This window comes from Citrobacter sp. wls827, assembly GCF_005280875.1.
Taxonomy (GTDB): Bacteria; Pseudomonadota; Gammaproteobacteria; order Enterobacterales; family Enterobacteriaceae; genus Citrobacter; species Citrobacter youngae.
The window spans coordinates 37378-50541 of sequence record NZ_SZWR01000016.1 but is presented as its reverse complement, the minus strand read 5'-3'; the positions used below and the strand labels follow the sequence as shown (position 1 = coordinate 50541).

The 13164-nt window shown below is 54.6% G+C and carries 13 protein-coding genes and 1 pseudogene; 5 read left to right on the top strand and 9 right to left on the bottom strand.

Annotated features, from left to right (window positions below):
• A pseudogene (locus FDX03_RS23245) lies at positions 1 to 198 on the top strand (EamA family transporter); the annotation flags it as partial.
• Positions 199 to 271: 73 nt separating this feature from the next.
• On the opposite strand, the gene corA reads toward FDX03_RS23245, so the two are convergent.
• From corA to FDX03_RS10265, 8 genes are all read right to left on the bottom strand, one after another.
• Positions 272 to 1222, bottom strand: a complete 951-nt coding sequence (gene corA / locus FDX03_RS10295; RefSeq protein WP_003017920.1) for a magnesium/cobalt transporter CorA — start codon at positions 1220 to 1222, stop codon at positions 272 to 274.
• A 154-nt stretch (positions 1223 to 1376) separates the two neighbouring features.
• Positions 1377 to 1433: a YsgD/CorL family protein gene (ysgD, locus tag FDX03_RS22815; protein ID WP_212723238.1), complete on the bottom strand. Its 57-nt coding sequence runs from the start codon at positions 1431 to 1433 to the stop codon at positions 1377 to 1379.
• Positions 1434 to 1581: 148 nt separating this feature from the next.
• Entirely contained in the window at positions 1582 to 3744 is a 2163-nt protein-coding gene (gene uvrD / locus FDX03_RS10290) for a DNA helicase II (protein WP_115601240.1), read from the bottom strand.
• Between the two features lie 64 nt (positions 3745 to 3808).
• Positions 3809 to 4525, bottom strand: a complete 717-nt coding sequence (gene yigB / locus FDX03_RS10285; protein WP_048214079.1) for a 5-amino-6-(5-phospho-D-ribitylamino)uracil phosphatase YigB — start codon at positions 4523 to 4525, stop codon at positions 3809 to 3811.
• The gene (xerC, locus tag FDX03_RS10280; protein ID WP_061066918.1) at positions 4525 to 5427 is read right to left on the bottom strand and encodes a tyrosine recombinase XerC; all 903 of its coding nucleotides are present in this window, start codon (positions 5425 to 5427) and stop codon (positions 4525 to 4527) included. The genes yigB and xerC overlap by 1 nt, the downstream gene beginning before the upstream one ends.
• Positions 5424 to 6131, bottom strand: a complete 708-nt coding sequence (locus tag FDX03_RS10275; protein ID WP_137345893.1) for a DUF484 domain-containing protein — start codon at positions 6129 to 6131, stop codon at positions 5424 to 5426. The genes xerC and FDX03_RS10275 overlap by 4 nt, the downstream gene beginning before the upstream one ends.
• Positions 6128 to 6952 (bottom strand): diaminopimelate epimerase, encoded by an 825-nt coding sequence (gene dapF / locus FDX03_RS10270; protein ID WP_005133314.1) that lies wholly within the window; start codon positions 6950 to 6952, stop codon positions 6128 to 6130. Before dapF ends, FDX03_RS10275 begins: the two co-directional genes overlap by 4 nt.
• Positions 6953 to 6988: 36 nt before the next feature.
• The gene (locus tag FDX03_RS10265) at positions 6989 to 7192 is read right to left on the bottom strand and encodes a lipoprotein (RefSeq protein WP_005133315.1); all 204 of its coding nucleotides are present in this window, start codon (positions 7190 to 7192) and stop codon (positions 6989 to 6991) included.
• 137 nt (positions 7193 to 7329) lie between these two features.
• On the opposite strand from FDX03_RS10265, the gene cyaY reads away from it, so the two are divergent.
• A complete protein-coding gene (cyaY, locus tag FDX03_RS10260; RefSeq protein WP_003828967.1) occupies positions 7330 to 7650 on the top strand; it encodes an iron donor protein CyaY in 321 nt (106 codons plus the stop codon).
• Between the two features lie 46 nt (positions 7651 to 7696).
• Here cyaY and cyaA read toward each other — a convergent pair whose 3' ends face one another.
• Positions 7697 to 10243, bottom strand: a complete 2547-nt coding sequence (gene cyaA, locus FDX03_RS10255) for a class I adenylate cyclase (RefSeq protein ID WP_048214075.1) — start codon at positions 10241 to 10243, stop codon at positions 7697 to 7699.
• A gap of 389 nt (positions 10244 to 10632) precedes the next feature.
• Between cyaA and hemC the strand changes: the two genes are divergently transcribed.
• The 3 genes from hemC to hemX all read left to right on the top strand — a co-directional run.
• Positions 10633 to 11574, top strand: coding sequence for a hydroxymethylbilane synthase (gene hemC, locus FDX03_RS10250; protein WP_137345892.1), 942 nt, complete (start codon positions 10633 to 10635; stop codon positions 11572 to 11574).
• Entirely contained in the window at positions 11571 to 12311 is a 741-nt protein-coding gene (gene hemD, locus FDX03_RS10245) for a uroporphyrinogen-III synthase (RefSeq protein ID WP_048214074.1), read from the top strand. Before hemC ends, hemD begins: the two co-directional genes overlap by 4 nt.
• A gap of 21 nt (positions 12312 to 12332) precedes the next feature.
• Positions 12333 to 13164 (top strand): uroporphyrinogen-III C-methyltransferase (hemX, locus tag FDX03_RS10240; protein WP_249357031.1); only part of this gene is annotated, 832 nt, incomplete at its 3' end.

Below are 13164 nucleotides of genomic sequence, written 5' to 3'. Positions count from 1 at the left end.
GCGGCGACCCGCCTGCGTCTGTCGACGCTGGGTTTCTTCCAGTATATCGGACCTACGCTGATGTTCCTGCTGGCCGTCACCTTCTACGGTGAAGTCCCAGGAACGGATAAAATGGTCACATTTGCGTTTATCTGGGTCGCGCTGGCGATTTTCGTGATGGATGCGATTTATACGCAACGACGGGTACGTCGGAGCTAGGGCATTGCCGGATGGCGCTTCGCTTATCCGGCCTACAAAAGCACGTCGCCGTAGGCCGGATAAGTCACCGCTATTACAGCCAGTTCTTGCGCTTAAAGTACAGATACGGCGCCAGACCGGCGAGCATCATAAAGACAATCGCCCCAGGATAACCGAAGCTCCAGTGCAGTTCCGGCATGAATTCAAAGTTCATCCCGTAGCTTGAAGCCACCAGCGTCGGCGGCAGGAACACCACGGAGACCACCGAGAAGATCTTGATGATGCGGTTCTGCTCAATGTTGATAAAACCCATCGCCGCCTGCATCAAGAAGTTAACCTTCTGGAACAGCGATTCATTGTGCGGCAGCAGAGATTCGATATCGCGCAGGATCTCACGCGCCTGCTCCAGCTGACTGCCCGGCAACCGCGCTTTACGCACCAGGAAATTCAGTGCGCGCTGGGTATCCATCAGACACAGACGTACCTTCCAGCCGATATCTTCCAGTTCCGCCAGCGTAGAAAGCGCTTCATCATATTCATCGCCCTGACGCCCTTCCATGATCACACGGCTGAGTTTTTCCAGGTCGCTGTAGATGTTTTCGATCTCATCCGCCAGCTGTTCAATTTTGGTTTCGAACAGGTCGAGCAACAGCTCGTAGGCATTGCCATCCACCATCGCCTGGTTACGCGCACGCATGCGGTACAGGCGAAAGGCCGGCAATTCGCGCTCGCGCAGGGTAAACAGACGGCCTTCGCGAATAGTAAATGCGACGGTTGAGTTACCCGCGTGATCGTCGGCGTCTTCATAAAAGAAGAAGGAGTGAATGTGCAGACCGTCTTCGTCTTCAAAAAAACGCGCGGATGCTTCGATGTCTTCCAGTTCAGGGCGCGTAGCCAGATTCTGGCCCAAGTCCTTTTGCACACGGTTTCGTTCTTCGTCATCCGGCTCGACTAAATCGACCCAAACCGAACTGGCCAGGTGCTCGATCTCGTCTGCCTCAAGGCGAGTTAAACGATTGTTTTCCAGTTGAAATGCGCTCAGCATGACCGGGACTCCCAATGCAAAAAATTATCGGACAGTTCGGAGGGCACACAGAAACAAATTGGGTTTCAGACCATTAAACAGCCTGACTCAGCGCGACGGGAAAAAACAGAAGGTCGCTGACAACCGCGAAGGCTATCAGCAAAAAGGGATAGCCTTAGGAGTTGATCCTGGATGACAGGATAATGAGCCAGTATCTACTGGGTGTGTCCAAGGCGAATGTCCTCTTAGCGTAATCGTGCGCGCATGTTACGCCAGCAAAATTTTGACGTCAACACGCAACGAAACGCTAGCCTGGATAAATTACCTGCTCATCAGTAAGGCTAGCAGATCGTTACAAAATAATGATATTTTTCTGAAAGTTATACCGTTTCCAGTCGGGCATAGGCCGCCACCAGCCATTTGATCCCCTGCCCCTGGAACGCAACCTGCAAACGACTGTGCTCGCCGCTGCCTTCCAGATTGACAATGGTGCCCTCGCCAAACTTGGCATGGCGCACCCGCTGGCCAAGCTTATAGCCGGTATCGTTTTCCGCCATTGGCGTGCCCATTCGCTGATGGCTCACCGGACGGCTGACCGTGGCGCGCAGACGTACCTCTTCAACACACGTTTCCGGCAGTTCACCAATAAAGCGCGACGGGCGATGGTAAACCTCTTTGCCGTACAGACGACGCGTTTCGGCGTAGGTCAGCGTCAGCTTTTGCATCGCGCGGGTTACGCCGACGTAGGCCAGGCGGCGTTCCTCTTCGAGACGTCCGCCTTCGTCCAGCGACATCTGGCTGGGGAACATGCCTTCTTCCATCCCCACGATAAACACCTGCGGGAACTCCAGACCTTTCGCCGAGTGCAGGGTCATCAGCTGTACCGCGTCCTGCCAGGTATCCGCCTGCCCTTCGCCCGCTTCCAGCGCGGCGTGAGACAGGAATGCCTGCAGCGGCATTAAGTCTTCATCTTCTTCGTTGTAGCTGAACTGGCGCGTTGCCGTCACCAGTTCGTCTAAGTTTTCGATACGCGTCTGGCCCTTCTCGCCTTTTTCCTGCTCGTACATCATGCGCAGCCCGGAGTCTTTAATCACCCGGTCAGTCTGCACGTGCAGCGGCATATCGGCGGTCTCCTGGGCCAGTGCGTCAATCAGCTCCATAAAACGCTGTAAGGCGCTGGCGGCGCGCCCCGCGAGGGCTTTTTCCTGCAACAGTTCACGACAGGCCTGCCACAGCGTTAGCTGGCGGTCACGTGAGGTCTGGCGCACCACATCTAAAGTACGATCGCCAATCCCGCGCGTCGGTGTATTCACCACGCGTTCAAACGCAGCATCATCGTTGCGGTTAGCGATCAGGCGCAGGTAGGAGAGTGCATCTTTGATTTCCTGGCGTTCGAAGAAGCGCATCCCGCCATAAATCCGATACGGCATGCTGGCCTGTAACAATGCCTCTTCCAGCACGCGCGACTGGGCGTTGCTGCGATAAAGAATAGCGCATTGCTCCAGCGCACCACCGTTGTCCTGCCAGGTCTTGATGCGGTTAACGACAAAGCGCGCTTCATCGAGCTCGTTGAACGCGCAGTACAGCGAGATCGGTTCACCATCGACGCCGTCGGTCCACAGCTTTTTACCCAGACGCCCGTTGTTGTTCTCAATCAGGGCGTTAGCTGCGCTGAGGATATTGTTGGTCGAGCGGTAATTCTGCTCGAGGCGAATGGTTTCTGCGCCCGGGAAATCGGTGAGGAAGCGCTGGATGTTTTCCACCTGCGCCCCGCGCCAACCGTAGATCGACTGGTCGTCATCACCCACGATCATCACTTTACCGGTATCGCCCGCCAGCAGGCGGATCCAGGCGTATTGAATGTTGTTGGTATCCTGGAATTCGTCCACCAGGATATTAGTAAAGCGTTCGCGATAGTGCTGCAGGATATGCGGCTTGTTGAGCCACAGTTCATGGGCGCGCAGCAGCAGCTCGGCGAAATCCACCAACCCGGCGCGGTCACACGCTTCCTGGTAAGCCTGATACACTTTCTGCCAGGTTTGCTCAACCGGGTTGCCATAGCTCTGCAGATGATGCGGGCGCAGCCCTTCGTCTTTCTGACTATTGATAAACCACATCGCCTGACGCGGCGGCCACTGCTTCTCATCCAGGTTCATCGCTTTGATCAGGCGCTTAAGCAGACGCAATTGGTCTTCGCTGTCGAGGATCTGGAAATCCTGCGGCAGGTTGGCATCCATATGGTGCGCGCGCAGCAGACGGTGCGCCAGACCGTGGAACGTACCCACCCACATACCGCCCTGGCTGGTTCCCATGATCTGGCCGATACGGTGGCGCATTTCCGCCGCCGCTTTGTTGGTAAAGGTTACCGCCATAATCGAGTACGGCGAGTTGTTCTCTACCGTCAGTAACCAGGCGATACGGTGCACAAGCACGCGCGTTTTACCACTCCCCGCGCCTGCCAGAACCAACATGTTGCTGCGTGGCGCGGCCACAGCCTGGCGCTGTTCGTCATTGAGGCTATCGAGCAGGTAAGAAACGTCCATTGGCACCGCCGGAATCAACAGGGCCCAGCCGGACCCCTGGGAATTTATACAGAGTTGTTGGTGATTATATCAGCGAGGTCAGAGATGCCAACTGTGAAATTTCGATATGCGGAAGCAAACGACTGTCTGCGGTGTGCATCAGGTCGGCATTTTCCGGTTTGATCCAGCAGGCCTGCATACCACAACGGATGGCACCCGCGACGTCTGTCGTCAGGTCATCGCCCACGTGCAGAATCTCACCCACGGGCATGTTCAGTTTTTCCGCCGCCAGCGCGTACATGTCGCTGAATGGTTTTGATCGTCCGTCGGGACCGGCGCGCAGCACAAACTCAAAGTAATCACCCAGGCCAAACAGTTCCGGCTGCGCGTTACCGTTGGTAATCGCCACCAGCGGCCATTTGCGGGCCAGCGCTTTCAGCGTGTCATGCGTCGTCTGCGGGACTTCAATGCGGCTACGCCATTTGGCAAAATTCATCATCGCCGCATTCGCCCCCATTCTGGCTTCTGCCGCTGACAAACCCGCTTCCAGCATAGCGCGCTCTACGGCACGGTGACGCCATTGGGTAACATCGTGGTAGATTTCCGGCTCGGCGTCGCGAACGGCCTGACGTAAGCGCTGGAGGTCGCTATTTTGCAACGAACTCAGCGCCGGATGGTAATTCTGTACAAACGCGAGCGCTTCCTGCTCGGTGCGTGTGATAACGGGACGGTTATCGTAAAGAGTGTCATCAAGGTCAAAGGTGAGCGCAGAAATGCGCCCCAAAGGCCGGTAAAAACGCATTATTTCCCCCGTTTGGCGCGCGGATGCGCCGCATCGTACACTGAAGCCAGGTGTTGAAAATCAAGATGGGTATAGATTTGGGTTGTGGAGAGATTGGCATGACCCAATAACTCCTGCACTCCGCGCAGATCGCCGCTCGACTCCAGCATATGCGTCGCAAAGGAGTGGCGTAATTTGTGGGGATGTACGTGGCTGTTCAGCCCCTGCTTGATACCCCATTCAGCAAAGCGTTTCTGCACGTTCCGCGCAGAGATGCGTTTGCCCAGTTTTGACAGAAATAACGCATCGTCATCGCAGCCAAAGAGTCCGCGCAGATCCAGCCAGTGCTCAATCCACGCCACCGCATTGCGGCCAATCGGCAGGCGGCGCTCTTTACTGCCCTTGCCCATCACCCACACTTCGCCGGTGTCGAGATCGAGATGTTTAATATCCAGCCCAACCAGTTCAGATAAACGCAGCCCGGCACCGTACATCACTTCCAGCATCGCACGGTCGCGCACGGCGAGGGGATCGTTGAGATCGATATCCAGCAGGCGATTAACGTCGTCGACGTCGATATTTTTGGGTAAATGGCGCGGCGCTTTGGGTGCGGAAACGCTTTTTGCCGGATTGGCGTTCAGCTCGCCCTGACTGACCATCCAGTCGAAGAAACTGCGCAGTGCAGACAGGCGCAAAGCCAGACTCGCCGGTCCCAGCCCTTTACGGCGGCTGCGCACGGCAAAACTACGAACCATGAGCGCATCACACTGCTGCCAGCTTTGCAGACCGGTTTCACCGGCTAACGCGATGATGGCATCAAGCTGACGCTGATAATTAAGCAATGTGATCGGGCTAAGCTGGCGCTCAACGCCCAGATAGCGCAAAAAGCGCGCCACATCCTGAGAAAGGGGTGAATCGGTCATACGCGTTCAATCCAGCGCTCCAGCAGCTCCGGCAACATCAGCGAGATTTCCTGCAGCAATTGCGTGCCTTGCCCCTGCTGGTAATGATTAACATCACGACTGCTAAACAGCATCACACCCAGGGATCCATCTTGCCCGAGCATCGACATCGCGACTGAGCCTATGGCTTTCGCCTCCGGCATCATGACCAGCAATTCCGGACCATTAAGCGGCCCAAGATAGTGCTGCGACTGACCCAAACGCTGGATACGCAACGGTTCAAAAGCCTGACGGCTTAATGCCAGATGGGTGAATTTTGAGGGCGCGCCAAGTCGCCAGCGATCCGGGAACAAACGAATCGTCGCTCCCGCCAGCCCTAACTCACGCGCCCAGCGATGAAATCGCATCAGCATGTCGTCGAGACTGTTCGCGGACACCAGTCGTCCTTGCAGATTTAACAGTCGATAGAACAGGCTTTCGTTGGCATTCGCTTGTTCCATCAACAGCGCTATGTTCTCTTCCAGCACGTTGATATGATTGCGTGCCCGAGCCATATGCCATTCAACTAAAGAGACCGTGCCCCGCACCGGGTGCGGGACGCGCATCGCTTCAACCGCTTGAGCATTACGGATAAAAAACTCAGGATTACGTTGCAGATAATCGACGACCGCCCGGTCGTCCAGTTCCATGAGCGTTTCCTGTAGTTCTTCCCCTGGTTGCTTCATAAGTGAATAAATCCGTCGTAGACATGTGCCGCCGGGCCAGTCATATATAACGGATGACCCGGACCTTTCCAGGCGATATCAAGTCGACCGCCCGGTAATTCCACCCTCACTTCATCTGCCAGCAGGCCCTGCTGAATACCAACCGCAACAGCGGCGCACGCCCCGCTGCCGCAGGCCTGCGTTTCACCCGCTCCGCGTTCATAAACACGCAGTCGAATATGCTCACGCTTGACCACTTGCATGAAGCCGATATTGGCGCGTTCAGGGAAGCGCTCGTGGCTTTCCAGAACCGGTCCCAGTGTTTCTACCGTGGCCGTATCAACATCATCAACCTGAATCACGCAGTGCGGATTCCCCATTGAAACCACGCCGCACAATACTGTCTGCTCGGCCACTCGCATAATATAGGTCTTCTCTGCTTTATTGGCACGAAAAGGGACCTGCGAGGGTTCAAAGTTGGGTTCACCCATGTTGACCCGCACCAGCTCATCATCCGTTACGCTTAATACCATCCGGCCATTCGCGGTACTGACGCGAATATCGCGCTTATTGGTCAGCCCTTTCAGGCGAACAAAGCGGGCAAAACAGCGGGCGCCATTGCCACACTGTGACACTTCACTGCCGTCGGCATTAAAAATACGGTAGTGGAAATCCAGCTCCGGATCGTACGGAGGCTCAACCACCAGCAGTTGATCAAATCCAACGCCGAGATGTCTGTCGGCCAGGCGGCGGATCAGCTCGGGTGAGAAAAAGACATTCTGCGTTACCGCGTCGACGACCATAAAATCGTTGCCAAGGCCATGCATTTTAGAGAATTGCATTGTTTACTCCGTTCACGCGGGTACAGAAACTTACCGTCAGTAATTCACCTGAGAAGGTCCATCACTGATTCCACGATCGTTTTTATCTGGCGTCGTAGATTGTGCTGGTGACTGAATGCTCTTCGTCGGAGGCGGCGCGTTTTTGTCTGCTGGCGGGAAATAGAGAGGTCCCTTCAGACCACAGCCCGTCAGGCTGAACAGTGTAAAAAGTACAGCGAGTGCCTGAAACACGTTTTTCATTATGGATTGCCTGTAAGTTCATGCTTTCTGTTTTCTATCATCGCAGGAGAAGGCGTAAAAGCAAGAGTTTGGCTAAAAACTGCAACGTGATTTATTCCGCGTTATACTGCGACCATCACGAAAAACAGGATAAAAAAATGAACGACAGTGAATTTCATCGCCTTGCCGACACCCTGTGGATGACCATTGAAGAACGCCTGGACGACTGGGACGGCGACAGCGATATCGATTGTGAAATCAACGGCGGCGTGCTGACCATCAGCTTCGAAAACGGCAGTAAAATTATCATTAACCGTCAGGAGCCGCTGCACCAGGTGTGGCTGGCGACCAAACAGGGCGGCTACCACTTTGATCTGAAAGGCGACGAGTGGATCTGCGATCGCAGCGGCGAAACGTTCTGGGATCTGCTGGAACAGGCGGCAACGCAGCAGGCAGGTGAAGAGGTGAGCTTCCGCTAAGTGTGATTGCCGGATAAGGTGTTTACACCGGCATCCGGCATCATGTTCACGAAAAATACTGCTGCAACAGCGGCGTGTCGTTATCCTGACTGGTTTGCGGGACTGGACTAATCGGCTGGGTGCGGAACGGGATCACCTGCGCGCGCCCGTCAGTTTTCACAATCTGATAAAACTGCGGCAGGTTAAAGTTGATAAAACTGGAGCCGTAAGTGAAGCGATCGTGCGACGATGAATAGAAACGGCTGACGTCGCGTACCAGTTCCTCTTTGCTACCTTCGCAGTGGTGATACACCTCGACCCGGTTACTCTCGTCCAGAATGTAGATGTTAAAGCCCTGCTCATCACCCGTTTCTTCGAAAAAGAACTGAATGATCCCTTCACTGGCAAATCCGTCCACCACCGACGGGAGTTTCACATGGTTGGTTTCAACCTGAACGGAAAGCCCGTGCAGTTTGTTATGTGAAATCGCGCCATAGAATTCAATCGCGTTTTCCAGCTTCTGCACCGAGACGTTCAGGCGTTCGAAGAACAGGCCCCATGTCTGGCCGGAAACACGCAGTGCTTTAAAGCGTCCGGTTTCCTGGCGCGTACTGGACAGGCGTAATTCGATGCACTCAGACACCAGTTGCTGTACGCGAGTACGAATTAAACCGCGCAGATGCTGGCTATAGCAGAAGACCTCGACGCTATCCGGCGGCGCGGCATCCTGATGCATTTTGCCCAGAATCGTTTTTAACGCTTCAATCATCGCCTGCTCGCCGTTGAAGTGCAGGGTTCGCACTTCATTCCACGAGTTGCGATACAGCAGGTCTACGCTACCCACCAGACAATTTTGCTCTTCGCCAAAGCTGAAGACATCCAGCTTACGGAAATCAAAATGCACCACCTGATTGCGAAACGCCGCCGTCGGGTCATATTCGAGGTTAACGATAATCGCCAGATGGCGAATTTCGCACGGGCTGTATAGCGCTTTTGGCGTCGGTGCCGGCAGACGCAGCGGGAAGTGGTGCGACACATCAGCGACCATCTCCTGCAGCTTCGGCAAGTCGACAATACCGTTACCCTTAATAAACAAATGCGTACGCGATGTCAGCAGACCGTTAAACCACGCCCACGCTACCAGCTTATTGAGGTAGCGGTTATATTCCAGCGGCTGATGGCTGATGATCGAATCCATGTTAGGCGCGCGGTTGTAGAGATACCAACCCGAACGGTTAGCGCGACCTGGCGGCACGTGGATAAAGGTCAGATTGGGTTCTGAGAGATCCGGTGAGATCTGCGGGTTCACCAGCGTCACTTTGCCGGGCAAGGCTTCAAATGCGGCATACAGCTTACGGGTCAGCACGCCAATATCCTGCGGACTGGCGCTGACGCTAAGATTGTTACGGCGCGCAAAACGGATCAAATTACGATAGCTCTGCATCATTGCGTCGAGCAGTTCGTTGTGCGCTTCGCGTACCTGGTCAATTTTCCAGTTAGCGCGATTATCCAGCATGGTCAGACGGGCTTCATCCCAACCCCACTCTGTCACTAACTGACTTAATACTTCACGACGCCAGCCCACGCAGGCGCGTTCACGGCTCAGTTTCTCACAGACTTTTAAGTAGAAACATCGACGCACTAAATCCAGACGCGTCGGGTCTTCGATCGCCGTGAGGTATTCGGTCACGCGCTCCAGCATCATGCAGTATGGGTCGAGACCAAAAGAGACAATCTCGCCGTCGTGCAGGCGCTGTTTAATGTCTTTCGCCAACAGGCGTGGATTGGGGTATTCCCAGGAATAGGCTTCCAGCAGCAGCGTTTTCAGCACCGCTTTGTACGGGGAGTCGATACTCTTGTACAGCTGCCAGAGGCTGGCGCCAAAATACTCTTCGGCAGAGAGCGAACTGAGCCCGCCGAGATCCAACCATTCGTTTGGCGTTAGCACCCCTTGTGCGTAGAGCGTCATGACGTAATCGTCGTAATGCTCTTCTTCGTCGCCCGGCACCATATTCCACAGAATACGTTTACCCGCGAGGCGCACAGCGGTGCGATAGAATTCATCAAGCAGCAGAATATGCTGCGTCGAGCCACAGTCTTCACCACCCAGACTGCCGCTTTCATTGTGACGGAAACGGTTTTCGTCAATCAGGAAGAAACTGACTTCCACGCCCAGCGACGCGGCCCAACTTTCCAGCAGGCTACATTTACGCTGCAGCAACTGGCGCTCTTCGCTATCCAGCCAGGATTGATGGCAGACCCAGATATCAAGGTCAGACGAACAGCTCTGCCCTACCGAAGAGGTACTACCCATCGAGTAAACGCCGGTGATCGGCAGTTCGCCCTTTGGGGGATCCTGCGGTGACATACCGCGGTACAGTTCCAGCTCATTCAGGTAGTGGCGTTGGGTTTCATCAGGCGTGTAAAAGCATATGCCTTTGGGAACGTTACCATCGAGGTAACCCGGCATCAGTGGGTGGTGGTAGTGCAATAATGTCGGCAGCAGACTGTATACCTGCTGGAAGGCAGGTCCCATGGCAGCAAGCGCGCGATCCACACGCAGTTGATTTATGGCATCCAGTCTCTGTTTCAGAGTCTCAATATAGAGGTACAAGACGTATCGCCTGATGTTGCATCCGTCATGGTGTCGATAGCGGCGGCGCAAACGCTCACCACCCTCGTTATCAATCCGGATAAACCGTATGTCAAAAATAACCGTTACCTTTTTCACCTGCACTTTTATTAGTTACAGATGAAAAAATGGTCTAAAACGTGATCAATTTAACACCTTGCTCATTGACCGTAAAGAAAGATGCGCTACTTACAAGTGTAGCACCGTTCGTTACGTGTAAATTCCTTCATACGGTCGGGAGGTTTCTCGTCATTAATCACTGCCAGTGATGATGCAGCGCCTTTTCCTCTCACTTACGTTTGAGCGTAACGCTGACATCCCTTTGATAAGGATGTTAGGATGGTCAATGATTGATAATGACGGTAACAAGCATGTTAGACAATGTTTTGAGAATTGCCACACGCCAAAGCCCCCTTGCGCTCTGGCAGGCACATTATGTCAAAGACGCCTTAATGGCAAACCACCCCGGTCTGATCGTGGAACTGGTTCCCATGGTGACCCGTGGCGACGTGATTCTGGATACCCCACTGGCAAAAGTCGGGGGTAAAGGTTTGTTTGTTAAAGAGCTGGAAGTCGCACTACTGGAAAAACGCGCCGATATCGCCGTGCACTCCATGAAGGATGTGCCGGTTGAATTCCCTGACGGTCTTGGACTGGTCACCATTTGCGAGCGTGAAGATCCGCGTGATGCTTTTGTCTCCAATAAGTACAACACGCTGGATGAACTCCCGGCAGGTAGCATCGTTGGAACGTCCAGCTTACGTCGCCAGTGCCAGTTGGCGAAGCGTCGTCCGGACCTCATCATCCGTTCGCTGCGCGGCAACGTAGGCACTCGCCTGAGCAAACTGGATAACGGCGACTACGACGCGATTATTCTGGCGGTCGCCGGATTAAAACGCTTAGGACTGGAGTCGCGAATCCGTACTGCTCTGCCGCCAGAAGTCTCCCTGCCTGCGGTCGGACAAGGCGCAGTTGGCATAGAATGTCGACTGGATGACATGCGCACTCAGGCGCTGTTAGCGCCGCTCAACCATGAAGAAACTGCGCTACGCGTCAAAGCCGAACGTGCCATGAACACCCGCCTGGAAGGGGGATGTCAGGTGCCAATCGGCAGTTATGCCGAACTCATCAACGGTGAGATTTGGCTACGAGCGCTGGTTGGCGCGCCTGACGGTTCGCAGATGGTATGCGGAGAACGTCGCGGCGCCGCGCAGGATGCGGAAAAAATGGGTATATCTCTGGCAGAAGAACTGCTGGAGAACGGTGCGCGCGCCATTCTGGCTGAAGTTTATAACGGAGATGCCCCCGCATGAGTATTCTGGTCACCCGCCCGTCTCCCGCTGGGGAAGAGTTAGTGAGCCGTCTGCGCACACTGGGGCAGGTGGCCTGGAGCTTTCCGCTTATTGAGTTCGCGCCGGGCCGGGAACTGCCAACGCTTGCCCCCCGTCTTTCGGCGCTCACCGAAAACGATCTGGTCTTCGCACTCTCGCAGCACGCCGTCACCTTTGCCGATGCCGAGCTTCAGCGGCAAGGGGTAAGTTGGTCCACTCTCCCGCACTATTTTGCCATCGGCCGTACAACGGCGCTGGCGTTACACACCGTGAGCGGATGCAATATTCACTACCCTCTGGATCGGGAAATCAGCGAAGTCTTGCTACAATTACCTGAATTACAAAATATTGCGGGAAAACGCGCACTGATATTACGCGGCAACGGTGGCCGCGAGCTAATAGGTGAAACCCTGACAGCACGCGGAGCTGATGTCGATTTTTGTGAATGTTATCAACGCAGTGCAAAACATTACGATGGCGCAGAGGAAGCGATGCGCTGGCAATCTCGCGGCGTGACCACGCTGGTTGTCACCAGCGGAGAGATGCTACAACAGCTCTGGTCGCTCATTCCGCAATGGTATCGTGAGCACTGGTTACTACGCTGTCGGCTGCTGGTCGTCAGTGAGCGTCTGGCGCACCTCGCCCGGGAACTGGGCTGGCAAGATATTAAGGTCGCTGATAACGCTGACAACGATGCGCTGCTACGCGCATTACAATAACTCTCATAATGGGATGCCATAATGACGGAACAAGAAAAAACCTCCGCCGTGGTTGAAGAGACCAGGGAGGCCGTGGAAACCACATCACAGCCAGTCAATACTGAAAAAAAGAGTAAGAACAGCACGGCGCTGATTCTGAGCGCGGTGGCGATTGCTATTGCGCTGGCGGCAGGTGTGGGGCTGTATGGCTGGGGAAAACAGCAGGCCACTACGCAGACAGCAACTAGTGATGCGCTGGCAAACCAGCTCATGGCGCTGCAAAAAGCGCAAGAAACCCAAAAGACCGAGCTGGAAGGCATTATTAAGCAGCAGGCAACACAGCTGGATGAAGCCAATCGCCAGCAGACTGCGCTGGCCAAACAGCTTGATGAGGTTCAGCAAAAAATCGCCACTATCTCCGGAAGCGATGCCAAAACATGGCTACTGGCGCAGGCCGATTTTCTGGTGAAACTGGCGGGGCGTAAATTATGGAGCGATCAGGACGTTACCACCGCCGCAGCGTTGCTGAAAAGCGCCGACGCCAGCCTGGCTGACATGAATGACCCCAGTTTAATTGCCGCTCGTCGCGCGATTACCGACGATATCGCCAGCCTCTCTGCGGTAACTCAGGTCGACTATGATGGCATTATCCTCAAGGTAAACCAGCTCGCTAACCAAATTGATAACCTGCGTCTGGCTGATAACGATACCGATGATTCACCGATGGATTCTGACAGCAGCGAGCTTTCCAGTTCCATTAGCGAATGGCGCGTCAATCTGCAAAAAAGCTGGCAGAACTTTATGGACAGTTTTATCACCATTCGCCGTCGTGATGAAACCGCCGTCCCGCTACTGGCGCCAAACCAGGATGTTT